Raw genomic sequence first — 25,599 nt, 5'->3', positions numbered from 1 at the left:
CTCGTCACGAACGCGCGAATTTCGGACCGCTGCCCCGAGGCGCGATGGCCCGTGACCGCATCCGCCCCGGGCTCACCACCCGCTCCGCGTGGATCGACGACGACGGCGAACTCCCGTACATCGAGGGCACGTTGCTCCGCCCGGAGGTCGACCATCCGCCCCGGCGGCGGAGACCCGCCGCCGCTCCGGCTGTGGTCCTCGGCCACCGGCTTGACCGCCGACGCCGTCGACCGGCGGTGGCAGGCGTTCCTTCGACGCTTCGACCTGGAGCACACGTTCCGGATCACCAAGCGGAAACTCGGCTGGACCCGACCGAAGCTCCGCACCCCGGAAGCCGCCGACCGGTGGACTTGGCTGGTCATCACGGCGCACACCCGACTCCGACTCCGCCTCGCCCGCCCACTCGCCGAGGACGTCCGCCGACCGTGGGAACGACCGGCCGCACCGAAAAGGCTCACCCCGGCCCGAGTCCGCCGGCGGTTCAGGAACCTCCGTCCAACCTCGCCCCGCCCGTCCCGAGCACCGAAACCGGCCCCGACCCGCTCGGGCCCCGGCCGGCGCGGGCCGGAGCGAGGCCGGGCCAGGGCCCGCGGGGCATCGAGGTGCGGCTGAACACCGCGAAACCGTCGAGGCTCACGAGAAGCCGAGCGCCGACATCGGCGAGGACCCCGCCCACGTCGGACTGGCCTGGCTGCTCGCCCAGGAGGGCGTGACCGGGCCCATCATCGGCCCCCGGACCGCCGGGCACCTCGACGGCTCGCTGCGTGCGCTCCGGATCGGGCTCGACGACGCCACCCTGGCCGCGCTGGACGAACTGTTCCCGCCACCCGGCCCGCACGGAGCCAAGCCGCACCGCACCCGAGGCGTACACCTGGTGACCACCCGCCGCAGCCGCGCGATCGCACGCCGGTCCCATCGGCGATCACGCCCGGGGTGGCGGTTGGCGAAGTCGATCTCTTCGAACTATTGTCCGAATGAGAGGCAGTTTTCGGACAGGGGGGGTGGACGCGGGCGGAGGTGCGCGGTGGACGGTTTTGCGCACCTGCACGTCGCGTCGGGCTACTCGGCCCGGTACGGCGCCTCCCACCCCGAGGACCTGGTGGCGCGGGCCGCCGAGCGCGGCATGACCACGCTGGCGCTGACGGACCGCGACACCGTCGGCGGCGCGGTGCGCTTCGCGCATGCCTGCACGGCCCACCGCGTGCGCCCCATTTTCGGCGTAGACGTCGCCGTCGCCCCCGCCGCGCCCAGCACTCCCCGCGCACAGCGGCGCCGAACACCGGTCCGCGGCGGGGCCCACGTCGAACAGCCCCCGCTGCGGGTGACCCTCCTCGCCCGCAACGCGGCCGGTTGGGCGCGGCTGTGCCACCTGGTCTCGGCCGCACACGCCGTCCAAGGGCCGCCGGTGGTGCCGTGGTCGGCGCTGCGCGAGCACGCGGGACCCGGACTGACCGTGCTGCTCGGCCCGACCTCGGAACCGGTGAGGGCGCTGTCGGCCGGCCGCCTCGACACCGCCGAGCACCTGCTGGCGCCGTGGCGTGAATTGTTCGGTGACGCGCTGCGCCTGGAGTGTCTGTACTACGGGTCGTCGGGGACCGGGCCGGGTTCGCCGCGTCTGGCCGCCCGCACCGTGCACCTGGCCGACCGGGTCGGGGTGGCGGCGGTGTTGACCAACGCCGTGCGCTACGCCGACCCCGACCAGCACAAGATCGCCGACGTCCTGGACGCGGCCCGCCTGCTGCGCCCGATCCGTTTCCATCGCCCGGACGTTCTCGATCCGCGCGAGCGCTGGTTGAAGGACCCGGCGGCGATGGCCGCGACCGCGGCACGGATCGCGGACGCCGCCGGGGCCGGACCCGACCGGGCCCGAACACTGCTCGCGCGGACCGCGGCCACCGCCGACGAGTGCCGGGTGGATCCGGTGGCGGACCTGGGTCTGGGCGGCACGTTCTTCCCCGAGCCGGCCGTGGTCGGTGCCACGGCCGACTCGGCGGCGCGGGTGTTGCGCGAGCGTTGCCAGGCCGGGATGGTCCGCCGCGGCCTGGACCGCGACGAGGCCGCGATGGAGCGGTTGGCGCGGGAGCTGGAGGTGATCGGACGCCTGCGGGTGGACACGTACTTCCTCACCGTCGGCCAGGTGGTCGCGGACGTACGGGAGATGGGGGTGCGGGTGGCGGCGCGCGGGTCGGGGGCGGGTTCGATGGTGTGCCACGCGCTGGACATCGCCACCGCCAATCCGCTGGACCACGGCCTGCTGTTCGAACGGTTCCTGTCCGAGCGCCGGTCGTCGCTGCCGGACGTGGACATCGACGTGGAGTCCGCCCGGCGCCTGGACGTCTATCGCAGGATCTTCGAACGGTTCGGGAGCGAGCGCGTCGCGGTGACGTCGATGCCCGAGACCTACCGGGCCCGCCACGCGCTGCGCGACGTCGGCCTCGCCCTGGGCCTGGCCGCACCCGACATCGACCGCATCGCCAAATCCTTCCCCCACATCCGCGCCCGCGGAATCACCACCGCACTGGCCGAGTTGCCCGAATTGCGGTCGCTGGCGGCCGAGGCGGGGCGATTCGGGCCGCTGTTCGCACTGGCCGAGAAATTGGACGCGTTGCCGCGCGGGATGGCGATGCACCCGTGCGGGGTCATCATCACCGACGCCACATTGTTGGACCGGCTGCCGGTCCAGCCCACGCCCGGCGACGCCTTCCCCATGGTCCAGGCCGCGAAGGAGGAGGTCGAAGCCCTCGGCCTGATCAAGTTGGACGTGCTGGGGGTGCGGATGCAGTCCGCGATGACGCACGCCGTCGCCGAGGTCGAGCGCACCACCGGCGAACACATCGACCTCGACGACCCGCGCCAGGTGCCGCTCGACGACTTCTTCGCGTTCAAGCTGATCCAGGCATCCGACACCATCGGCATGTTCCAGCTCGAGAGCCCCGGACAACAGGACCTGCTCAGCCGCCTGCAACCGCGCGGCGTCCAGGACGTCATCGCCGACATCTCCCTGTTCCGGCCCGGACCGGTCGCGGGCGGCATGCCCGAGCGGTACATCGCCGCCCGCCACGGCGCCGCCCCCACCTACCCCCACCCCGACCTGGAGCCCGTCCTCGCCGACACCTACGGCGTCACCATCTGGCACGAACAGATCATGGGCCTGCTGTCCGTGATGACCGGTTGCGACCTGGCGCTGGCCGACGTCGCCCGCCGCGCACTCGGCGACCGCGACCGCCTGCCCTCGCTCCGGACCTGGTTCCACCAACGCGCCGCCACCCGCGGCTACACCCCCGAAGTGCGCGAGGAGGTGTGGCGCATCGTCGAGAGCTTCGGTGCGTACGGCTTCTGCCGCGCACACGCCGTGGCGTTCGCGGTGCCCGCGTTGCAGAGCGCGTGGCTCAAGGCCCACCACCCCGCCGCGCTGTACGCCGGGCTCCTCGAGCACGATCCGGGGATGTGGCCGCGCCGGGTGATCGTCGCCGACGCCCGCCGCCACCGGGTCCCGATCCTGCCCGTCGACGTCAACCGCTCCCGCCCCGGCCACACCATCGAGCAGACCGGCGACGGCACGTGGGGGGTGCGCCTGGCGCTGTCGGCGGTGCGCGGCATCACCGACGAGGAATGCGCCCGCATCGACGCCGGCCGCCCCTACACCTCCGTGTCCGACCTGTGGCAACGCGCCCGCCCCGCCCTGCCCACCGCCGAACACCTCGCCCGCATCGGCGCCCTCGACGGCCTCCACGACGGACGCCTCACCCGCCGGGACCTGCTCCTGCAACTGCCCGAACTCCACCGCCGCACCCGCAGGGTCGGCGACGGCCAACTCCCCCTCGCCGACAGCCGACTCGACGCCACCGCCCCCAGCGGCCTGCCGGAAATGACCACCCGTGAAGCCGTCGGCGCCGAACTCCACGTCCTGGGCATCGACCTCTCCCGGCACCTGATGGAACACCACCACCGACTCCTCCGCGAGATCGGCGCCGTCGACGCCGCCCACCTCGCCGAACAACCGGCAGGCCGGCAGGTCCTGGTCGCCGGCGTCCGCGCCTCCACCCAGACCCCACCCATCGCCTCCGGCAAACGCGTCATCTTCGTCACCCTCGAGGACGGCTCCGGCCTCGTCGACCTCGCCTTCTTCGAGGACTCCCACCCCGCCTGCGCCCACACCGTCTTCCACTCCGGGCTCCTCCTGGTCCGAGGCAAGATCCAAGTCCGCGGCCGCCGGCGCACCATCGTCGGCACCATGGCCTGGGACCTCGACGAGATCGCCACCCTCCGCCGCGACCACGGACCCCAAGCCGCCCTCGACCTCCTCGGCACCCCCACCGCGCACCCCACCCCCGCCCAACCACGGCGCATCCTCGTCCACGGCACCGGAGCACTCCAACACCCCTACGCCGACCTCCAACCCCCCGGCCAACGCTCCGCCGACCTCACCCGCTACGGCCACCGCAGCCCCGGTTCTCCAGGCTGAGTCGGGGCGTGAAGCTGTCGGACACCAGGTGGATGGGGGTTCGACGGGTCGGTGAACAATCACCGCATGCATGAAGTGTCGTCCGGTGCTTTCGGCGCGGTCCGCAACTCCTTGTCTTGGGTGGAGTCGACGGGCGGTCCGCTGATCGTGGTCCCACTCTCGGCGCGAGCGGACTGGACGGGCTCGTCGCAGTCGTGGGGTCGGACGGGAGCCCGCGAGGACTACGACCGTGCCTGTGACGTGGAGGGCTTGGCCGGGGTGCTCGCCGTCGGAACCGGCGGTGCCCGGGCGCTGGTGTTGGGCGATGAGCCGGCGAGCAGCTGCTTCGTGCCGGATCTGCGGGCGTTCGTGCGGTGGCTCGGGGCCGGCTCCGAGGCGGAACTCCTTGCCATGGCGGAAGCCGTCATCGCCGACCGGGAGACCGTGTGGGAGGACTGCGGCGTCTGGGAGACGGACGGGGCCGCAGTGCTGATGGACTCCGTGATTGCCGGGAACGAGTTGGACGTCGGGTATCGCGGCGGGGGCGGTCTCCCCGAGCAGGCGCCCGTCCCGGTCGAGGCCGGCCGATGGCGCGTGAGGGCCGCACACGTGCATGGGGACGACGCGTCGGTGGGCGTGATCCGGCTCCTCCCCGCAACCTGAAAGCGGGGCCTCCCCCTCGGCCGCCCCGCCTCGTTCGCGCTATAAGTCGGCCCGGGCCAGGAGTGCTTCCGCCTGTTCCCGGGTGAGTATCGGCGGGTCCGGTGACGGTGTGCCCCCGACGTTGGGATTGCGGCGGTACCTCAGGGCCCACTCGGCGACGGGGTTGTCGGTCTGCAGGGTGGCCACGATCCGCTCGCGCAAAGCCGGTGGGGTGTCCGGGCGGGCCGCGATCGCGTTGCGGACGAACATGTCCGGATCTTCCGCGAGTTGGTCGCGCAGGTCCGTGGGAAGGTCCGGATGGTCGGCGACGGCCACGCGTACGGCGGAATCGGGGTCGGCGGCCAACTCCGGCGACGGGGGCACGTATTCGACGGCGGCGGCGCGGGTCTCGGGGTCGGCGAGGACGGCGGGCAGCAGGTCCGCCGGAGGGACGTACTTCCGGACACTGTCCCTGCGGACCTGGGGGTTGGGATCGGTCATCAAGGCCCGACGCACACGGCCCGGGGCGTCACGCCAGTGGTGGACGATCTGCCGGCGCACACGCGGATCCGGATCCGCGGCCAGACGGGCCAACAGTTCTGGCGGCAGATGATCGTTCCCCGTGAGGAACATCCGCACGGAGGGATCCGGATCGTCCGCCAGCCGGGCGAGCAGTCCCGGCGGATCGTCGGCGACGCTGGTGGCGATCCCGCACCGGACGATCGATTCCGGGTGCTTCGCCAGGCGGGCCCTGATGTCGGCGGGGACGGAGGCGTTGACCGAGAGGGAGCGTATGGAGCCGAGCGCGATGATCTCCTGGATCATCGCCTCGGTCAGATCTTCGCGCAGCAGCGCCACCGTGCGGCGGGCCTGCGGGTGTCGGAGCAGACGCCACACCAGGTCGGCGGGAAGATTCTTTTGGGCCGCCAACGCGCGCAGTTCGGCATCCGGACTCATGGACCGCAGGCTAGCGGTCGGGAGGAATTTGTCGGTCGTCGTCCGCGGTCCGCCGCACGGCCTCGATGGTTGTGGGGCGTTGCCCGCCGGCCGACGCGGGCGCGGACATCGGGCGCGGTTCGGTCGTGGGGCGCCCGTGCGGGTGCCCGGGTGGGAGCAGGAGAGGTGGCAGGGGGTTGCGGGCGTGGGCGATCGCGGCGTCCAGGCCGCGCCGGGCGAAGGCGCTCAGCCGTACGACGCGGTCCGGGGCGTGGGCCGCGGGCCACAGTTGGACGAGGTAGCGCTCGCCCGCCGGGTCGCCGGCGCTGCCGTCGTATTCCAGGCCCCGTCCGTGGGCGTGGACCCGGACCCGGTACGCGGCCGCCCCGTCGGGGCCCAGGGGCAGGCGCACGGAGGGGACGTCGCAGATCTCCACGACGTGGAAGTCGTCGGTGTGCACGGTCAGCGAGGACTCCGCGACGTCCTCCCACCCGCCTGCGGGCGTGCCCGGGTCCGTGTCGTGGACCTCCACCGTCAACGGCATCCGCACACACGTCGCCGGCCCGCTCTTCAGGCGGACCTCGTCGTCCCGGGCCTGGACGAGACCGGTGGTGTTCCCGGAATACGGCCAGTCCCAGGAAAACCTCTCCCCCGCAACCAGGTGCAGCGAGTGATTGTCGACGAACACGAGACCACGCGCGGAATCGCGAACAGTCCTCCGCCGCGCAGGTGTCCGCGGGAGGCGACCGCGTTTCCCGGGTGGATGTCGGTGACGCCGGCGGACCTCCTCGAGCAGGCCGTCGGCACGGCGACGCAACTGCTCGGCGCCCGGCAGTACACCCTGCCGGTCGCGCGCATCGGCCGAGCGACGACGCCCGGGTGCGGATGGCGCACGGGAATGTGGGGCGGCACGGCGGAGTGCTGCGGGTCGCCGACGGGTGGCGGCGGCTGGGCTGCCGCTACCGGATCGACTTGCCGGCCGACGCGGCAGCCGCGGCGGCCGTCGGCCCGGACTCGGTCACCGTCCTCCGCTCGGCGCCCGGCACCCGCCGCTCCCGCGCCGCACGCGGTGCACCGGCAGCCGCCGACGTGGGCGGTGGCCGACACGACCGGGCTGCGGCGGTCGGACGAACCGGCGCTGCCGAGTCGGCGCCCGCCCGAGCCGGAGATCGCGCCCCGGCGGAACTACCGCGGGTAGGGCAGTGGGTCGCGTCAGGGCCGGCTCGGGCGCGGCCGGACGGGTCCGGGGCCGGGCTGTGTTCCTTCGCGCTGCTCGACGAGGAGGGTGTTGAGCGCGGCGCGCAGAATCGCCGTGTCGACGTCGAGCAGAATCGGCAACTTCACGGGCGGCAGCGGGCCGGCGGCGCCGACGCGTTCGACCAGCACGTAGCTTTGCGGTGCCCGCCCAGCGGCGATCCCGGTCCGGAACTCGGCCACGTCCTCCCACGCCACGACGCGCCGCCCGCGGACCGCGATGCCGTCCGCGTCGACCCGCAGCCGCACGCGCGGCACGACCAGCCGGACGATCCACACGACGACGGGCACCAGCAGCACCGTCATGACCGGGACGAGCACCTTCGGCGTGTCCGGATTCGGACTCGCGAACGACCCCGCCATCGCCGCGAGCAACGGCACCGTGCAGCCGGCAATGGCCGCGAGGGCCTTCGTGGAGGTCCGCGCTTCGAACGCGCCATCGCGCCGAACGCCGTCGACGACGCGACGCACTGCTTGCCATTCGTCCAGCGGGCTGCGCTCCATCCGGCCACGCTAGCGGGCACCCTCAGACCTCCCCTCGTCCGTCCCCGCTCACCCGCCCACGCCCCCTTGGTCGCCGGCGCCACCTGCGCCTTGAAGCGTTCGATCATCCGGTCCGCAACGCCGAGTTCGACGCACTCGAATCCCTCGCCGTCGACCTCGACAGGGTGCGGCGCCACGGCCGACAGCGGTTCTGCCCGACGCGGCCACCGGCCCCGGTCCGAGGGCACTCACGCCGGTGCCGCTGGACCTGCCCGGCTATCCGGACGTCGCGTAAGGCAGCGCCCCGGCGCCGGTCGGCACCGACACGGAGCACTAGGCTGCGGGTCGAGACGGCCCGGACGCCCGCGCGGGGCGGGAGGGTTCTGTGACGATCCTGGTTCTTGCGTTCGTCGGCGCGCTGGTCGGCGCAGTCGTGCGGCCGCTGGTCCTCTCTCGCGCCGTCGCGTATGGCGAGGCCCGCGCACCCGGAAATCAGACGAAAGGACTCCCGTGTTCCCGGTGCCGGCACCGGTGCTCGGTCACACTTTCGACAGTCCCGGTTCCTCGAAGGCGTAGTCGGGATCGGTCCGTGTGGAGTCGACCTGAATCGGGGCTCAGGGTTGCCCACGCCACCGCGTATCCCGCTGCGCGGCCCGATCACTGGGTCGATATGCCCGCAACCGTCTATCCCCGACGTCCGTATCGCTCGCCCGAGCCGAAAAGTCGGCCGGTTCCTCGTGCCGCGCCGACTGTACCGAAGGCCATGGCCCTGCGAGGCCGCCGAGAGTCGGCCGCCATGGACTGCGCGGACCCGCTCCTCAGCGCGGTGGGGCCGACAGGGGGCGGGCGCCGGCACCGGACGACAGCGGTTTGGCCACCACTCGGTCGGCCGCAGCGTCCCGGTGCCGGGAGTGGGGGTCACAGGGCGTGAATCCGGCGGCGGCGAGGGCGTCGGCGGTGTGGGTGTCGCTCCCCGCGACCAGGCGTCGTGCTCCGGCCTGGGCGGCGGTGTGTTCCAGCGTGGCGAGCAGGTGGCGGCCGTGGCCCCTGTCGCGATGTTCCGGGACGACGAACAGGTACGCGAGTTCCGCCGTCCTGCCCGGCAGGGTGCGCCACCCGCCGCAGGCGATCGGCGTCGGTCCGTCGTAGGTCAGGACGAACAAACCCTCGGGGGGTTCGAAGTCGCGGGGCTCGGTGGCGTCGGGGTGGTCGGCGAATCCGTGGAGGGCGACCTGTTCCGCGTACAGGGCGCGCAGCAGGGCCCGGGCGTCGGGATGGGTGCAGGACCGGGGAACCAGACGCAGGTTCGTCGAAGGGTGCGGGCCGTCGGTGCCGAACGGCCCGTGGCGGCCCCGGTGTCCGCCGAGGACTGCCCCGCCCTTGGCGCGATGCGCGAAACCGATCAACGACCTCCTCCTGTCCCACGTATCGGTGTCGCCGGCATTCTCCGGGACGTTCCCACCGGTGAACAGCCGCCGCGACGAACACACCGAGATCGAACTCCCCCGGATCACCGCAATCCATGCGATCCCTGCCCTGGGACCCGAAGTCTTCCGGTCCGTGAGCGAGGGTCCGACGCGGCACTGTGCCCGCATGTTCCACGGAATCGACGACATCGACTGGGCTTCGCTGGGGCACGCGTACGGCTCGGCAGAGGAGGTCCCGGCTCTGCTACGGGCCATGGGTTCGGCGGACGCCAAGGAGCGCACCACCGCGTTCGACGAGTTCCACGCCTCGGTCTGCCATCAGAACAGCGTCTACGACGCCACGGCTGCGAGCATTGCGTTCCTGGTCGAACTCGCCTGTGATGCCGCCACCCCCGATCGTGCCGCCGTGGTGGAGACGATCGTCGGCATCGGGCACGACGCCATGGCATCCCTCGACCACTCCTTCGGATACGAACCCTCCCGGGCATGCCTGGACGCCGTCACCGGACTGCGCCGGCGCGCCGACACACTGGTCGCGTTCACCGCCGATCCCGACCCGAGCGTGCGCCGGGCCGCGATCCCCGCCCTGGCGCTGTTCGTCGACGACGGCGGCGGAGCCCGCGCTGCCGCGCTGCTGCGCGATCGGCTGCCGGCCGAACACGGACTCGTCGAACAGTTGGCGGTCATCGAGGCCATGACGACGCCGGCCCTGCGGCTCCCGGCCGTGTCCGAGAACGCGCGGGCGTGGCTCGCCGCCGTGGCCGCCGACGCGGACGCACACGCGCAGACCCGGCTGGCGGCCGTGGCCCAGCGCGCCCGCTGCACCCCGGAGTCGATCGGGCCCGAAGTCGTTGCGACAGCGGTCGAGTTGCTCGACGAGATCGCGGCCGGCGCTCCGTCGGAACGCACGTGGCGGCATCCCACACCGGAAGCGGTGACGACACAGGACGTGCCACCGCGGGTCGCGGCCGCGTTCGACGACCTCGAGCGGTTCACGCGCGTGTACGCGCTCACCACCGGTACGCTTCGCACCCTGCACGAGGCACTCGCCGAACGTGTCGCGCTGCGCACGGAGTTGCTGACCGCGCAGCTGCGCAGCTCCGATCCGGGCACGCGCCTGGACGCGATACGCATGAGCGGCGACCTAGTGAAGAACTGGCGCGGCGACCACGGGGCGCTCCTCCTGCTGGTCGCGGACCAGCTCGGCTCACAAGACGGGGAAGTCGCCGCCGAGGCGGCCGCCGTCCTGGACACCTGCCACGCGATCGCCGGGCCGGCCCGCGAGGCGTTGGCGTTGCACGTCGCGGCGCGGCGTGCCGAGCGCGGCCCGAACGTGTGGGCCGATCCCGACCCGGAGTTGCGGCGGGCGCACCAGTCGGCCGTGTGTGTGCCGGCCCGGTTCGGTGACGTGCGGGCGCTGCCGTGTCTGCTGGTGGCGTTGGACGGTGGGGTCGACACCTGGCGGACGTTCCCGGTCGCGGGCCATCTGCCTCAGGCGTCGCAGGTCCTGGTACCGCGGTTGTGCGGGCACCTGCGCGACGCCGACCTCGCGCGGTCGTGGTTCGAGGGCACCGCGCATCCGCTGCTGTATGCCCTGTCCCGGCTCGGGGACGCAAGCGCGGTGCCCGCGATCGTCGACACGCTGGCGGCCGCAGTACGCGACGGGCATTGGGGCACCGCCGACGCGGCGCTGAAGGCCCTGGCACCGTTCAGGGTGGCAGCCGCGTCCGCCCTGCCGCTGGTCCGGCGGTTGACCGCGGCTCCCGAGACGCGCGTTCGAATCGCCGCCGTCAAGGCTCTGCACGCCCTCGGCGGCGAGCACGACGAGGTGCGGGCGGTGATCGTCGAACTGGCGGAATCCGAAGGCGCGTCCTGGATCCGCGAGGTGGGGGACCTGCTCGGCCCTATCGGCCCCCCCGGTCCCGGCCGCTCTGGTGGCACACCTGCGGGAGGCGCTGACGCACGACTACGAGTGGCAGCGGGTCCACGCCGCCACGGCACTGTGGGACCTGTTCGGCGAGCCCGAGGCACAGACGGTGCTGAACACGCTGCTGCGGGCGTGGGAGGTGAACTCCTCGACGGCCAACCACAGTGTGGCCTGCCTGGACCGGATGGGCGCGGCCGCGGAACCGGCGGTGCCGACGCTCAGGGCCGCGCTGGCGCTTGCGCGCCGCGACGGCTGGTCCAGAGCGCTCGAGAGCGACGAGGAACTGCAGCGGATCATCCGCCGGATCCTGTCGAGGTTCGACTAGAGACCCACGCCGGTCGGCGGCCGCGGACACCGCGTCTGGAGCGCACGAGGCCGGGGGCACGAGCGTGTATCTGCGCGGGTGGCGTCTGCGGGCATTGAAGGGGCGATTGAGTATGCGTACTCGGGCGCGGATCGGCCGGGGCACCTACGTTGAGGTGCGGCCGACCTCGATCCGACCACCAGTCTCAGCGAGACCCACTATGAAGGGTTTGACGGCCACCGTGATGTTCCGTCCCGAGCGCTCCGGCATCGAGCGTGTGCCGCATCCGCTTTTGCCGACACAGGGTGGTCCCGTACACCGCGTCCGCTTCCTTCCGTTCGGTCTCGGTTGGTTGGTGCGGATCGAATCCTCGAGCTCCGCGACCGTGGGGTGTCCGTCCGCGTCGATTCGGCGGTGCGGCGGCACTCGTGGATCACGTTCAATCCACAGCTCACGCTGGACGACAGCCTCGGCCACCCGCCAAGGTCTGAGCAGCAGGCGACTCGTCTCGAGTACAACCTCGCCGCCCGGGGTCGCGCCAACTGTCATGACAGCAACCGTCTCACGGGCGAACGCACGGAGCAGCCCGAACCCGGCGAACGCCCGGCGGCCGACGCCGTCGAGGCCCGCGCCATCACCGCAGTTCCGCGAAGTCCCGCTTACCGGTGTGCTGCATGCCCAGGACGTGCGCCGGCCCGAAGACGGGAAACTCCGACCTTGCGTGTCCGCGTGCACCCGACCGGGCTCGACCCGCGGGATGTTCGCCGGCGGGCGTCGACTCGTCTTCGAGGAGAACAATCGGCCGCCGGCCAACCCGCTCACCTCCCCCGAGTACATCAAGGACATCGAGGGCCCGGACGGCCGGTCCCTGTGCCAAGCTGCGCCAAAGCACCCGGACCTGGACCGAGTCCGCAGCCTCCGCCCCGATGCTGCCGGCCCGCTCCCGCCACGCCTGCGTCCGCCCCCAGGACCGGTACGCCCGCCCCGGCGTCGACACCGGGGCGCGACATGTCGCCGCACGCGACCCCGCCGCCCGAGCCGAACCGTGCGCCGACGCACCTCCGTTCCCGGCATTGTCCGAAGCCGGGAACGGAGGTGCTAGCATCACCGGCGCAGAGACAACCAGGTCACTGCGGGACCAGAATTGGGGGGTGAGTTGATGTCTGTCGCCAAGGCCGCTGCCGTGTGCAGTGCCCGCCGGACCATCCTCACGTCCCGGGCCCCGGTCTGACCTGACGGCGATGCCCCCGCAAGAGCCCTGACAGCTCGCGGAAGGCAATCCACTGTGCCGATCGGGGTCCCTTTTCAAGGGTCCCTACGTTGTCTCAATCCTTTTCGCATCATGCTCAACCGTATTCCCTGGCGGACTACGGCTGGGACGAGGCGTGTGAGCACGCCTTCGCACCCCATCGCGCCGCCGGACTGATCCCCGCCCGCATCGTGCGAGCCGAACGCGGCTCGTGCGAAGCAGTCACCGACGCCGGAATCGTCCGTGCGGAGATTCCCGGCACCGCCGATCACGGTGATCCGTTGTCGGCACCGTGCACGGGAGACTGGGCGGCACTGCGCCCCGCCACCACCGGCCGCGCGCCGGTGCTGCACGCGATGCTGGAACGTCGCACCGCCCTGGTGCGCTCGTCTTCTTCGCGTACCTCGCACGGCCAGGTCCTGGCCGCCAACGTCGACACCGTCGTGGTGACGGTGTCGCTCGCGGCACCGCTCAAACACGGTCGAACCGAACGCATGCTCGCCCTGGCATGGGAGAGCGGCGCCCAGCCGGTCGTGGTGCTCACCAAGGCCGACGCATGCGCGGACCCGCCCTCCGCCGAGGAGCAGGTGTCCGGGGTGGCCGCCGGTGTGGACGTACTGGTCACCAGCGCCGTGACCGGACAAGGCCTGGACACCCTGACCGCCGTCCTGAACGGCACCATCGTGCTGCTCGGCCCTTCCGGAGCGGGCAAGTCCACCCTGGGCAACCGGTTGCTGGCCGAGGACCGGCTGGCCACCGGCGCCGTCCGCGAGGTGGACGGCAAGGGCCGACACACCACTTCCTGGCGGGAACTGCTCCCGCTACCCGGCAGCGGGGTCCTACTGGACACCCCCGGCCTGCGCGCGATCGGTCTCCACGACGCCCAGAGCGGGCTGGAACAGACCTTCGCCGAGATCGAGCACCTCGCACAGGCCTGCCGGTTCACGGACTGCGCACACGTGAACGAACCCGGCTGCGCGGTGCTCGCCGCCGTCGAGACAGGCGAGATTCCCCAACGCCGCCTGGACAGCTACCACCGACTACTGCGCGAGAACGCCTACTCCGCCTCCCGCACCGACTCGCGGCTGCGCGCCGAGCGCGAGGCCACCAGGAAGGACATCACACGCCACCTGCGCGCCACCTACCAGTTCCGGGAGCACCGGAAGTGAACAACAACGACACCCCCACCCCCGGCGGCGACCCGGTGACGCAGGCGTTGTTCACCCTGCACCGCGACCTGCCCCGGCAGGGCCCGGGCTCGGACGCCACCACACGGCACGCGCTGCAGACGGCCGGACCGCTGCCCGAGCACCCGCAGGTCCTGGACGCGGGCTGCGGCCCCGGCCGCTCCACACTGCCGCCGGCCGAAGAAGCCGGCGCGCACGTGACCGCGGTCGACCTGCACCAGCCGTACCTGGACAGCCTCGCCGCCGAAGCGGCCCGCCGGGGCTTGGACGACCGGATCACGGTCGTCAACCGCTCGATGGACCGGCTGCCCGTCCCCGATCACAGCTTCGACGTGATCAGGGCCGAGGGGTCCGTCTACACCATCGGCTTCGACGTCGCCCTGCGCGCCCGGCGTCGCCTGCCCGCCCCGGGCGGCGTCCTCGTCGTCACCGAAATCGAATGGACCGTGCCCAGCCCCGCCGCCCGGTACGCGCCTACTGGGACGCGGCCTACCCGCTGCGCACCCACGCCGCAAGCACCGACGCCGCACAGGCCGCCGGCTACCGTCTCCCCGCGCACCGGCCACTGCCGGAAAGCGACTGGTGGGACGAGTACTACGCGCCGCTCACCCGGCGCATGGACCGAGCGGACCCCCAGCACCCCGGCACGCCGCAGGCCCTGGCCGCACACCGGACAGAGATCCACATGCGGCGCGAACACGGCAGCGACTACAACTACGCCGTCTACATCCTCCGCCCCCACGACCACACTCCCGACACCACCGAGGACGAAACCATGACCACCTGGACCACCTGTTCCGAGACCACCGAGGACATCCCCGCCATCCGCGACATCCTCCTCGCGGCCTTCCCCACCGCCCTGGAGGCCGACATCGTCGACGCCCTGCGCGCCGACCCGAAGGCGTGGATCGCCGGACTGTCCATGGTCGCCGCGGCCCCCGACGGCACCGCGACCGGGTACGCGCTGCTCACCCGCTGCCACGTCGACGGCGCACCCGCCCTCGCCCTGGCACCCTGCGCGGTGCTGCCCTCGGCCCAGCGCACCGGCGCCGGCTCCGCCGCCATCCGCGCCGCACTCGACGCCGCCCGGGCCATGGGTGAAAACCTCGTCCTCGTCCTGGGACACGCCGACTACTACCCGCGGTTCGGCTTCACACCGGCCTCCCGCCTCGGTATCCGCGCACCCTTCGAGGTACCGGACGAGGCCATGATGGCCATGGCCCTCGACAACACCCGCACGGTCCCCGCCGGAACCATCCAGTACCCCGCCGCGTTCGGCGTCTGACCCCTCCTGTGGTACCCCGGGGCTCGAACACCCGGGGTACCACAGCCCCTTCCGTCGAGGAGCGGACCGGCACGACGATCGGAGCTGTCCCGCCACGCGGGACGCCACACGAGGGGGGCCCGGTCGCCGCGCGGCCAAGAGTTCGCCGGCGTATGTCAGGCGTCTGGGGCGATTGCCGTGCAATCGCCCGAGTCGCACTATACGTGGCGACGTCGGGGCGGCGTTCGGCGTCGACATGCAGATGGCCGAGGCGCACGAGGTGGGCAACCGAATCGCAGCCATACACAAGGCGGGCGGGTGTGCCCACATGTCCGGCCGGCAATACACGCGGGGCCTGAGCGACCCCGACATCCTTCCGGGACAGACGAAATGCGCGTCCGGGTGTGGCCGCATATTCGAGTCCGATCAGGCTTGGTACGACGCCCAGAACGAGGCGCTGACGGAGTGAATCGGATGCCGGGTCGGCGTTACGCCCGCCGATCCGGCATCCGATTGGGTAAGCCGCCGGCTCGTCGCTTCGTCTCGGGTCCGACCATGTCGAACCGGCTCCTCGCAACCAGGCAACGACCCGACCGATTCGGACGGAGGATGGATAGTGAAGTTCCTGATCAAGAGCGAGGGCGCGGTGCCGGCCGAGGTGACCGGACCCGCGGATGAGATCACCGGCGTGGCATTCGAATGTGCCGACCGGCCGGCGGTGCAGTACATCGGTGTGGACCCTGCACGGCGACGGGTCGGTGTCTGTTGGGCACTGGCCGGACGGGGAGCACTGGCGCGCGGAGATACGCACGAACGGGACGTCCTACACCGATCAATGAGTGGCGGTGGAGTGTTGGCAGCGAGTCGAGGTCGCGGCGTGATTGCGCACGATCTTCAGGTGGTGCGCCGGGTGCGGGGCCGCGTCCTCGCCCCCGCCCGGGTGGGGCAAATGCGTGGCGGACCGGACGTCTGCGCCCTGCTCTCTCGGCGGCGCCCTCGCCGCCTCCCCGTCCGCCATGGCATGCGCTTGCGCAGGCCGACCGCCACGGCGGTCCGAGCGGGGGCCTGGCTCGGCCGGGGGAGGGCTCGGTCCGCCCGCCGCCCTTCTTCCGATCGGCCGGAGACCGGGCGAAGACCCCTGTCTTACCTCCGTGGTGCTCAAGTCCTATGAGCCGGTTCCGCGATTTCAACTTCAAGCTGCTCGTCATCGAGAAGCTCATGTACGGACGTGAGCGACTCCTCCCGGTCTACGACCTGCCCGGGCGGCTGGCCGAGCGTGGGATCCGCGACGCCGCGTCCTACGTTCTGAGGAACGGCCTTCACGAGGAGGTACTGCCGGAGTCCCGGGCTCATTTCGAGGCCCTGGAGATCCCGGCCGAGTTGCTCGCCCGCGTCGAGGAGCTGTGCTTCGACGCCGGGGCGGAGGTCTTCCGGCACTGTGCCCCCGCCTGGGACGGCGAGGACGATCTGTTCGACGTCCGCTCGCTCGACGACCTCGTCCTGCTGCCCAACCTGCGGGCGGTCACCTTCGTGGAGGACGGCGTCCTGGCGGTGCCGGACGCGGCGGAAGTCTTCGCCGCGCGCGGCATCGACACCGACTGAACCCCGGCACCCATTCGCCGCCCGCCGCCTCGGCCGGGGCCCTTGGGGCCCGGCCGAGGAAGGCCGCCCACCGCCGTCACACGGGCGCCTACGGCTGCTCCGGCGCCCCGACGGCCCCGGCTCGCCCACGACCCCATGCCCCACCTCGCGCCAGGTTTTCGCCAAGCGTTCGCAGAACTGGCCCATTTTGGGGGCGAGTTCCATGCCTGCCTGACCCGTCGCAGTGATGCGCTGTTCGAGCTGACGGACGCGATGCTGTGTGCGGACGGGCCGGTGAGGACTTTGATCGGGCTGTCGCCGGCGCCGGAGCATCGCCGTGGCCACGGAGCGCTCTATGACGCGGTCAACCACGGCCGGATCGACGCCGACCGGCTGCGGAACGCGCTGGTTCGGCTGACCCTGCCCAGAGCCGTGGACGGGCGGATCGTGCTCGCGGTCGACGTCTCGCCGTGGCTGCGACCGGACGCGGACGCCAGTCCGGACCGCTCGTTCTGCCCCCACTTCGGCCGGGCCGAGGGCAAACACCGGATAGTGCCCGGCCGGCCGTGCTCGATCGTCGCGGCGCTGGAGCCGGGCCGCAGCTCGTGGACCGTGGTACTGGACGCGGTCCGGCTCGGGCCGGGTGAGGACGTCGCGGCCTCCACCGCCGTCCAGGTCCGCGAGGTCGTCGAACGCTTGGTCATCGCCGGGCAGTACGAACCACGGGACCCGGACATGCTGGTCGGTACTCGTCGCAACTGTCCTTGTAGATATCCGCATCATGAGTGAATGAATTATCGCAGATGATGTCCCGATTGGCCTTCTCCCCCGATTTGCCCGGAATGCTTGACTCTTCGGGGCCACGAGTCAAGGGAATTCCCCGACCGCTGGTCAATTTTTGACCCCATTTTGATATCGCTTTGTTCTTGGAAGAGGCGGATCATGGCTGCGGAGGAACCGTACTTCGGATCAGCGATGTCGATGGTCGGGATGAAACCCGGAATGACACAGCCTGTCGTCGACCCCACCCATTTGTCATCACATCGAACATTCTGCAGAGCACCACCTCCCCATTTTGCTTTTTGAGGTAGGGGCGTCGTGTCGGGGATATGACCGGTGAGTTCCCATCCGGGGACAATACTCGATTGGCCCACACCACTGCCGGCCCCCGTCCACTCCATGGTCCCGTTCTCGAACTTTAACTGTGCACCCTTCGAGATCTTCCGGGCCGGCCAATTTTCTTTCACGGTACAGAACGGTGAACAACTCGATTTAATGGTCACTTCGAGATCTTTGGCGAGCCCCTTGACCTCGTCCATCTGGACTATAAGCTCGTTACTGAAGACCGGACTGTTCGATTTGACGTTGAGCACCTGCGCGATTCGGCGCTGCCCACCTTGTCGTGGGTGTTCCCGTCGAAAATTGCGTAGTCTTTCGCCGCGGCGTAACACCAGGTGAATCGATCGAAGTCCTCTTTTTCATAGCCGGGCTTGCATGTCCAAGCCGCCGCAGGACCGATGCTGTCGGTGTTCTCGAATGTGAAACCAGGCCGGCCTGTTTTCCTTCCGTCGCTCACGCACGAGAAATATCGGCCAGGCGGTGTAATCGGAGCTGCGGGTAACCCTGGGCACGCAGCCGCCAAAGATCCGCCTTCCGATCGGGAACGGCTCGCGGCCTGGCCGAGTGCGACATCCTCCTCCGGCACGTATGGCGCGGCCTCGACCTCGTCGTAACGGGCGCCACCCTGAGCGGCCGGTAATCGGGGCAGGTCGGCGACTTGCGCAGACGAAGCAGGCGGCGGCGCGGCAGCCAGAGGCAGGCTGCCGAGGAGGGCCGTCACGACACAGGTGCCAAACCCGCGAGGCACGTTCTTCTTGATTTCCTGACAAGAGGAACCGTCCATTCCACTCAGATTCCGAATGAGATCGAGTGAGAGTACTGGCGCATCGGGACCCGCGACGCGACATCAATGTGTGGATATGGAAGAAATGACACTATCTGCGCGCTTTCGGGCTTCGGGATACGATGACCTGCCGGACTTGGCGGTCAAGCCCAATGCACCGACCGGCGGAGAGAAACGCGGAGAGAACATGAGCGGATCGCAATGGGAAATGATTCGACGTTCATTCATCCATGGAGGCTTTTTTGCCTATGCAAAAGGCGTCACCGTGACAGAATTGATCTCAGCGGCAGCAGGGGACGATGCGCACATCTTTTCCACTACACGAGACGAAGGACTGGATCCTGAACTCTTCAATCGAGGCCTGACGCTGCTCCGTGCCGGCGTCTCGAATGACTGGACATTCTGCACGAACGCCTTCTCCAGCGCGATGATGAACGATCGGTTCCTGCGCAGTGTCTCCCGTCGCGGGCAGGTGTTCGCCTTCACGTGGGATATCAACTCGTTCGCATGGTTCGGTTTTGCGCGAAACGGAACGATCGAGGCGTCTTTCGATCCGAGTACCGGCCCGGGAGGCCAGTTGGCGAGTGCGACGTTCATGGACATGCTGGGTGTTTCGCTCACCAGATGTGATTTGGGCGAGGTGTTTGCCCTGTGCGAGAACGCAACGTCGTTCTCGATTTTCGAGAGGGACATCGAGGGCCCACTGCCGTCTGTGTACCTCGAGGTCTGAGACCTCGATTGCGTCACAGCATGGGATTCGCCCTCGCTACCCGGCTCGCGTGATCGGGTCCGGGGCCTGCCGTCACGGCGACCTCAATCGGCGGGCCGGGACTTCCCCGCCGCCGACCCGGCGGCGATCGACGGGAGGATCCTCTTCTCCTTGTCGGCGCTGCGGAGTGCCGTTCGGACCGGCCGGCGCATGGACGGGCCTTTGCCCGGGCGCACCGGGTCGGCCCGTCCGGGTCGCGGCGGTGTCTTCGCGTAGCCGCCCCACGACACGCGAGCGGGTGCCCCCGCCGCGACTCGAATGATCGTCGTACGACAAACGATCGTTCGGTTCGGCAGCAGGAGGGCCAGGACGCCCCGGTGGGGCCGGGGGCCGAGAGAGGGGTCACCCGGGGAGGAGGACGGGAACCTCGACTACGTGATGGAGAAGATGAAGGAGGTCCTCGCCGGGATCGCCGGACAGACCCCCGGTGTGGATTCCGGCTCGGCATGCTGGTCGGCGCCGCCTGGGACGCCGCCTTCAACAAGAAGGAAATCGAGTCGGAGAGGTGACGGTGCCCGGCAACCGGATCGTCCGCAGCGGCTTCGACACACGCTCCGGTCGCGACGCCGGAGACACGCTGCTGACGCACGAGGATTCCCCGACAGCGCGCTTCGCGGTCAACGACTTCGCCGCCATCGCCGCCATGGGCGGGGCCCGCGACCGTGCTCTGCGGGTGGGACGGGACATCGCGATCATGGGCTACAACGACACGGCGCTCGCCGCCGAACTTCCCGTCCCGCTCACCAGCATCGACTCGTCACCGAGCGACGGTGAAGGCGGGCCCGTTCCCGACGAGGCGGTGCACCCGTGCCCCCGGTCGGTAAAACCAACCGAGACGACGTTAACCGAACCCCACCCACGCGCGAGCCCGGACCACGACAAGACCGGCAGGACCGGCAGGGCCACTGCTCCTGGAACCCGGGCACCGGGTCCGGGAGTCGGGCACGGGGACGGGGCGGAGCGCGGCGCCAGCCGCCCGACGCGCCGGGCCCGCGCGAGTGAGACAACCCCCGCCCCGGCCTCCCGCGGGCGCGCTGGTCGTGCGTTCCCGGTGGCCCGGGGCGCCGGCCAGTGTCGCGGCCGGCGCCCCGGGCCTGTCGGGGCACGATCACGCGCCCTCGTCCGCCCGGCTCGTTAGCACTTCCGGCCGGGCGCGGTTTTCACCTGAGCGTCCCGGGGTGAGGCGCCTCGCCGGCCGGGACCCGAACGAAGACGAACAGCCGCGTGGTCGAAGGAATCGGGGTCGGGCTCGGGCTGCGCCGTGCGGCTCAGCGCGGGGGCCCGCTGTCCAGGCGCCGAGGAGGAGCCCGCTGTGGTCGGCGAGAAGGCCGCCGGCGCGTTCCCCCTGCGGGAAGGCCCCAGGGAGCATCGGCCACGTCCCGCCTACGCACGAACGGACGGCGGCCCGCGCCGGCGCGAGCGACTCAGGACCGACCGATGGGCGGATGCTCGGCGGTGATCGCCCCGCCGGACAACGGCCTGGCCGGGGCGCAGTTCGACGTAGGCCCAGGGGCGGCGCCGGCGATCGAGGGCATGGTGCGCCGGATGGGCCGGCAGTGCGCGTTCGGTGGCGTGGTCAGCCCGCCCGGATACCTCTCGAGAAACCTTTTCAGCTCATCGGTGTTCATGGTCCCCCAAGTCCGGAAGCAGGGTGAAGCCGTGGTTCGCGCTCCGACGGGTGTGAACGCGCGTACCGACACTTGCCCGAGCCGGGGCCGGGGCCGGCAAGCCGCCCGACCGCGTGAGGTATCGTCGGCGACATACCGCATCGCATGGCGGCCTCCTTTCTCGCAGTAGAGCCGTTCGGAGGTCCTTCATGCCTGCTCTCACCGTGCGCCCCTTTCACCGTGACGATCGCGACCAGTTGACCGAGCTCGTCAACGCGCATGTCGCCGCCGTGGTGCCCGGCGTGTCCGTGTCCGTCAATACCGTTCTCGGGCAACTCACCCGGCGCCCCGACGAGTTCGTCACCGATCCGTGGGTGGCGGAGCGGGCCACCCTGGTCGCCGAACAGCACGGGGCCGTGGTCGCCGCCGCGCATCTGCTGCGCTACCGCGACGACGCCGAGGTCGGCCCGGACCTTCGCGGCGCGGGCGAGATCGCTTGGTTCCTCCACCGCCCGCCGGCGTCGTTCCGGCCCGGCTCCGAGACGGCGGCGGATCAACTCATGGCCGCGTGCCTGGCCCGGTTGGCGCGTTGGCACGTGCGGGTCCGCTACGCCGACGGAACCCTGCCCGCGCCCGGGGTCTACGGCCTGCCCGACGCGTGGCCTCACGTGCGGGCGGCCTACGAGCGGGCCGGCTTCCGGCACACCGGCCACACCGAGGTGGTGCTGCTCGCCGAGGTCGCCGACCTGCCGGCGCCGCCTACCGAGCCGTCGATGCCCCGACCGGCCGTGCGGCGCACGCTCGGCGAGTGCGGAACCCGACTGACGGCCCATCTCGACGGCCGCGTCCTCGGCTTCATCGAGGTGGACACCACCCTCGACCGGCCCGAACGGCTCGCCCGCAACGGAGGATTGGCCGACATCGGCAACCTCGTCGTCGAACCGGACCACCGCGTCGACGGGTTGGCGGACTGGCTCCTGGCCCAGGCGGCCCGGTGGCTCCGCCTGGCCGGGGTCGACCGCGTGCTCGCCTACGAGTCGGCCGACGACGCGGACGCGATCGGGCGACTGACCGCCGCCGGCTTCCGCGAACTGACCCGTACCGACCGAGGGTGGGAGCACCGACAGGGCTGACGCGGCGAGAATCCGGGCGGGGGCGTCCCCGTCCGGATCCGCCGACCGGTAACGCGAAACCGCGCACCCGCCGGGAGTACGCGCTTGCTCCCGACCTCCCGTCGCCACGGCCCGGCACCGCGTCACCACGGCGGCCGTCGAGCGAGTTCGGGGCAACTCACCGGACCGACTTCATCATCGGCGACTCGACCGGCACGCCCCGGCCCACGACCATGCGCTCCCGAAAGCCGAACGGCTATGCGGTATCGGCAACGTTCGTTGCCTTCTTCGCTGTGGTCGGATTGACTCCAACGCATGGACGAGTCACCCGCTGTCGCCGTCACACCGGCACAGGTCGGCCCACGACTTCGCCGTATCCGTACGCAGCGGGGCCTGACCCTGTCCGCACTGGCCGAGGTAACGGGAATCTCCATCAGCACCCTGTCCAGGCTGGAATCCGGCCGACGCCGCGCAAGCCTCGAAGTGCTGTTGCCGATCGCGCAGGCCTACCGGTTGCCGTTGGACGAGCTCGTCGGAGCCCCCGGGGTGGGCAGGCCCCGGATTCGTGCCAGGCCACGTGTGCACAACGGCAGAACCCGCTTTCCGCCGACCGTCCGAGCCCCCTCCAGGCGTCGAAGTCGGTCATCCCGACCCGAGCCGTGCACGCACGAGGGGTACGAGTGTCTGTACGTCCTGTCCGGACGGGTACGACTCGTCCTGGGCGACCGCGATCTGGTCCCGGAGCCGGGCGAGGCCATTGAACGCCGGTTCCGGCGGACGAGCACAACTGCGCTGTCCCAGTGCGTGTCGAAGGCGCCCGGCTGCGCAGCCTCCACGCGACCATCTCCTCGCCCGGATGCGCCGTGACCTACAACCCCTCCAGGTGCGCGCTCAGGCTCGCCCTGGTGAAGGACCCGGCGACGGCCCGCGTGGGCGACCGCCTCCGGCGCGCATCCCCGGCTGAGGAAGACACGCCGCCCGGTGGCGCCGTCACGTTGGTCATCTTCCGTGTCGACGCTTCCGTTCGTGTGGATGACGAGCGCGGTGGTCATGCCGGCCCTCTCGGTCGGCTGTCGACAACCCTCGACAGTTGGCGCGACCGTACCTGACGCCGGCAGTTCCCCGGCCGGCGTGGATGTCCCCTTGGGCCGGTGGCACGGCAGCCAGGAGCGGCAACCAGGGCCGTTCACCTGTCCGGGGATGCCCGTTGCCTGGATCACCCGCTCCGGTGCGGCCCGTCCGCTCGCGACCGTGGGCGGACCCGACGGCCGCCCGCACGGGGCGTGCGGGCGGCCGTCGGGTAGATGAGGGACCTGGAATCCGTCGTCAGCGCTGCTTTGGCAGCCGCGGCCGTTCGGCGTCCGGGTCGTCGGAGCGGTCGAAGGCTCCGGGACGGGAGAGGTCGTCGAGGAGCTCGTCGATGAGTTCCCGGGTGACGTGCGGCATGACGTAGATGTGGCTGTAGTCGTGGCGGCGGCCGCCGAGGTTGAGGGGGACGCAGGCCAGGGAGTACTTCTGCGTGATCTCGGCCCGGGGCTGCTGGAACCAGACGCTGAGCGCGTGGTCGCCGTGGCCGACCTCGATGCCGTCCTCGGCCCAGGGCTCACCGCGCTCCTGCAACTGCGAGCTCAGCAGCCTGAGGCGATCGGCCGTGTACTCGGCGATCCGCAGGACCTCCGCGGCCTGCCGTACCTGCTGCTCCTCGCTGAACTGGGCGAGGTGGTTCCACATGGCCAGGGAGGCGAATCCGCTGCGGGAGCCGGCGAAGGTGCTGTCCGGGGAGGAGACGACCGCCGGGTCGGATGGCGGGCGCAGCTTGGATCCCGCGCGGGACATGTAGATCCCGGTGGGGACGGGCGCGCCGGGGTACTTGTGGCCGCTGGTGACGATCGAGGACACCTCGGGGACCCGGAAGTCGAAGACCGGGGGTGCGCTGTCGACGAGACCCGTGTCACGGGCCTTCTCCAGGTAGGGGGCGTAGGCGCCGCCCAGTGCTCCGTCGACGTGGATCCAGTAGCCGTTGCGGATACTGACCCGATCGGGGTCGTCGGGGTCGAAGCGCACGGTGCGGTCGACCAGGTGGTGCTTCTCGAAGACGGGGCGCAGCCGCTCGCAGGCCGCCCGGACGTCGTCGTAGGCGCCCTTGAAGACGCTGCCGATGTTGAAGTTGACCAGGACGGGGTGTCCCTTGGCGGCGAAGAAGTCCACGAGGGCGACCAGGGCGTCGACGTCGACGGTGCCGGGGCCCTCGTCGCCGCCGGTGGTCGGGACGCCGCCGAGCGGCCAGCCGTTGTATGTCTGCGTGCCGGTGCCGGCCATGTCGATGGGGCACTCGCCCGGGTAGAGACTTCCGCCCAGATCGTAAAAGGTCGGGATGTCCAGCACCCGCATCGCCTTGATGTGGGAGTAGTGGGTCTCCTGTGAGAAGAACGCCACGGGGGAGTAGGCGTTGGGGTTGTCGTCCGGGTGTGTCGCTCGCAGGTAGGTGGTGCGGCAACTGGCGTCGCCGGAGACCTCGTCGCGTACCAGGGCGTTGCCGTCGAGGTAGTCACGGGCGTTCCACATGGCGTAGAGGTTGCCCTCGGTACTGCCCATGGACAGGACGTAGCCCCACCCGTCCTGATCCCGCGGGTTGGCCGGGTCCTGGGGCAACGGGGCATGCCACAGGCGGGCGTAGTGCTCCAGGACCGCGCGCTCGAGCCACCGGGAGTGGAGGCTGTAGTTGCTGTCGACGAACGGGTCCCCGATGTTGTTGATGTGGTAGCCCAGGAAACGGCCGAGGGCGGCGTGACCGTCGAGTGACAGGTTGACCTGGTAGCCCAGCAGACGCCCGCTCCGCTCGCCGAGGTACCCCTCCAGCTTGGCGAGGACCGCATTCCGCTGCTCGTCGGTGTAGGCGTCGGTGCCCAGTCGGTAGTCCTCGTTGTTCGGCAGTGCGGTCAGCCGCGCATCGGAGTGTTCGATGGTCATTTCAATATCCGATTCTGAGTGATTCCGCGAAACGGCAGCCGGGCGTCGACCAGGACAGCGACAAACGTCTCGGAAAGTACTCGGGTCAATGAGGCGAAGCGAGTTCGTTATGTACCGGGGCCCGGCCGCCCGGCATTCGCGTGGGTCGCCGGTGCGCCGACCCTGGTCTTGGGGACAGTGGCCATCGGGCGGTTCGACCACTTGTCGCCGGGCGTCTCACAGGCCACAGAATATGGATGATTCGGTGCCTCGACTACCGGATCGTCGATGTTTATCGTCCGCTAATCATTTCGGGTGAATCGACGGCTTATCCGGCGTGTCCGCGTCGGGTCGACCGATATGGCCGGCCTCGAATCGGCAGCCTATTTCGGGGGCCGCCCTCATGACGGCGCGCGGCCGACCGCAAAGCCGCAGTCGGCCCGAAGGTGAACGGAAAATCGATTCGAGCTGGAGTTTTCCGACTGCTTTACCACTCCCCGAATCACTCGTTCGAGCGGTCTCCGACGCTGTCACGTTTTGGGGAGAACGAGTTCTACAGCG

Annotated in this window: 15 protein-coding genes and 5 pseudogenes; 14 read left to right on the top strand and 6 right to left on the bottom strand. The window is 70.7% G+C overall.

Going from position 1 to position 25,599, the window contains the following annotated elements:
- Nucleotides 1-41 precede the first annotated feature (41 nt).
- From ACZOOI_RS43455 to ACZOOI_RS43440, 4 genes and pseudogenes are all read left to right on the top strand, one after another.
- Nucleotides 42-549: pseudogene (locus ACZOOI_RS43455) on the top strand (NF041680 family putative transposase); the annotation flags it as partial.
- A 52-nt stretch (nucleotides 550-601) separates the two neighbouring features.
- Nucleotides 602-757, top strand: a pseudogene (locus tag ACZOOI_RS43450) (aldo/keto reductase); the annotation flags it as partial.
- A 267-nt stretch (nucleotides 758-1,024) separates the two neighbouring features.
- Nucleotides 1,025-4,465: a DNA polymerase III subunit alpha gene (locus tag ACZOOI_RS43445; RefSeq protein ID WP_465282332.1), complete on the top strand. Its 3,441-nt coding sequence runs from the start codon at nucleotides 1,025-1,027 to the stop codon at nucleotides 4,463-4,465.
- Nucleotides 4,466-4,531: 66 nt separating this feature from the next.
- Nucleotides 4,532-5,107, top strand: coding sequence for an Imm21 family immunity protein (locus ACZOOI_RS43440; protein WP_465282331.1), 576 nt, complete (start codon nucleotides 4,532-4,534; stop codon nucleotides 5,105-5,107).
- 39 nt (nucleotides 5,108-5,146) lie between these two features.
- Here the strand turns inward: ACZOOI_RS43440 and ACZOOI_RS43435 are convergent, their stop codons facing one another.
- From ACZOOI_RS43435 to ACZOOI_RS43420, 4 genes are all read right to left on the bottom strand, one after another.
- The gene (locus tag ACZOOI_RS43435) at nucleotides 5,147-6,043 is read right to left on the bottom strand and encodes a hypothetical protein (RefSeq protein ID WP_465282330.1); all 897 of its coding nucleotides are present in this window, start codon (nucleotides 6,041-6,043) and stop codon (nucleotides 5,147-5,149) included.
- 10 nt (nucleotides 6,044-6,053) lie between these two features.
- The gene (locus ACZOOI_RS43430) at nucleotides 6,054-6,710 is read right to left on the bottom strand and encodes a hypothetical protein (protein WP_465282329.1); all 657 of its coding nucleotides are present in this window, start codon (nucleotides 6,708-6,710) and stop codon (nucleotides 6,054-6,056) included.
- A gap of 524 nt (nucleotides 6,711-7,234) precedes the next feature.
- On the bottom strand, nucleotides 7,235-7,780 hold the full coding sequence (locus tag ACZOOI_RS43425) for a hypothetical protein (protein ID WP_465282328.1): 546 nt from the start codon (nucleotides 7,778-7,780) through the stop codon (nucleotides 7,235-7,237).
- A 797-nt stretch (nucleotides 7,781-8,577) separates the two neighbouring features.
- Nucleotides 8,578-9,165 carry a GNAT family N-acetyltransferase gene (locus ACZOOI_RS43420; RefSeq protein ID WP_465282327.1) on the bottom strand — a complete coding sequence of 196 codons (588 nt, stop codon included), beginning with the start codon at nucleotides 9,163-9,165 and terminating at the stop codon, nucleotides 8,578-8,580.
- Between the two features lie 187 nt (nucleotides 9,166-9,352).
- Here ACZOOI_RS43420 and ACZOOI_RS43415 point away from each other — a divergent pair, with 187 nt between their 5' ends.
- The 6 genes and pseudogenes from ACZOOI_RS43415 to ACZOOI_RS43390 all read left to right on the top strand — a co-directional run.
- Nucleotides 9,353-11,536: a HEAT repeat domain-containing protein gene (locus ACZOOI_RS43415; RefSeq protein ID WP_465282326.1), complete on the top strand. Its 2,184-nt coding sequence runs from the start codon at nucleotides 9,353-9,355 to the stop codon at nucleotides 11,534-11,536.
- 1,201 nt (nucleotides 11,537-12,737) lie between these two features.
- A complete protein-coding gene (gene rsgA, locus ACZOOI_RS43410; RefSeq protein WP_465282325.1) occupies nucleotides 12,738-13,835 on the top strand; it encodes a ribosome small subunit-dependent GTPase A in 1,098 nt (365 codons plus the stop codon).
- Nucleotides 13,832-14,233, top strand: a pseudogene (locus ACZOOI_RS43405) (class I SAM-dependent methyltransferase); the annotation flags it as partial. The gene rsgA and the pseudogene ACZOOI_RS43405, both read left to right, overlap by 4 nt.
- 59 nt (nucleotides 14,234-14,292) lie before the next feature.
- The gene (locus ACZOOI_RS43400; protein WP_465282324.1) at nucleotides 14,293-15,138 is read left to right on the top strand and encodes a GNAT family N-acetyltransferase; all 846 of its coding nucleotides are present in this window, start codon (nucleotides 14,293-14,295) and stop codon (nucleotides 15,136-15,138) included.
- A gap of 1,146 nt (nucleotides 15,139-16,284) precedes the next feature.
- Nucleotides 16,285-16,719 (top strand): DUF6892 domain-containing protein, encoded by a 435-nt coding sequence (locus tag ACZOOI_RS43395; RefSeq protein ID WP_465282323.1) that lies wholly within the window; start codon nucleotides 16,285-16,287, stop codon nucleotides 16,717-16,719.
- 135 nt (nucleotides 16,720-16,854) lie between these two features.
- Nucleotides 16,855-17,442, top strand: a pseudogene (locus tag ACZOOI_RS43390) (transposase); the annotation flags it as partial.
- A gap of 50 nt (nucleotides 17,443-17,492) precedes the next feature.
- Here the strand turns inward: ACZOOI_RS43390 and ACZOOI_RS43385 are convergent.
- A complete protein-coding gene (locus tag ACZOOI_RS43385) occupies nucleotides 17,493-18,017 on the bottom strand; it encodes a hypothetical protein (RefSeq protein ID WP_465282322.1) in 525 nt (174 codons plus the stop codon).
- A 660-nt stretch (nucleotides 18,018-18,677) separates the two neighbouring features.
- On the opposite strand from ACZOOI_RS43385, the gene ACZOOI_RS43380 reads away from it, so the two are divergent.
- The 4 genes and pseudogenes from ACZOOI_RS43380 to ACZOOI_RS43365 form a co-directional block, all read left to right on the top strand.
- Nucleotides 18,678-19,331 carry a DUF6461 domain-containing protein gene (locus tag ACZOOI_RS43380; RefSeq protein ID WP_465282321.1) on the top strand — a complete coding sequence of 218 codons (654 nt, stop codon included), beginning with the start codon at nucleotides 18,678-18,680 and terminating at the stop codon, nucleotides 19,329-19,331.
- Nucleotides 19,332-19,797: 466 nt separating this feature from the next.
- A complete protein-coding gene (locus ACZOOI_RS43375; RefSeq protein ID WP_465282320.1) occupies nucleotides 19,798-20,508 on the top strand; it encodes a substrate-binding domain-containing protein in 711 nt (236 codons plus the stop codon).
- A gap of 678 nt (nucleotides 20,509-21,186) precedes the next feature.
- Nucleotides 21,187-22,110 (top strand): GNAT family N-acetyltransferase, encoded by a 924-nt coding sequence (locus tag ACZOOI_RS43370; RefSeq protein ID WP_465282319.1) that lies wholly within the window; start codon nucleotides 21,187-21,189, stop codon nucleotides 22,108-22,110.
- A 294-nt stretch (nucleotides 22,111-22,404) separates the two neighbouring features.
- Nucleotides 22,405-22,851: pseudogene (locus ACZOOI_RS43365) on the top strand (helix-turn-helix domain-containing protein); the annotation flags it as partial.
- Between the two features lie 564 nt (nucleotides 22,852-23,415).
- On the opposite strand, the gene ACZOOI_RS43360 reads toward ACZOOI_RS43365, so the two are convergent.
- Nucleotides 23,416-25,059, bottom strand: a complete 1,644-nt coding sequence (locus ACZOOI_RS43360; protein ID WP_465282318.1) for a PLP-dependent aminotransferase family protein — start codon at nucleotides 25,057-25,059, stop codon at nucleotides 23,416-23,418.
- Between the last annotated feature and the right edge of the window lie 540 nt (nucleotides 25,060-25,599).

It is taken from the genome of Embleya sp. L77 (genome assembly GCF_055557415.1).
The sequence above is the reverse complement of the archived record's forward strand: the minus strand, read 5'-3'. Positions and strand labels throughout refer to the sequence as shown.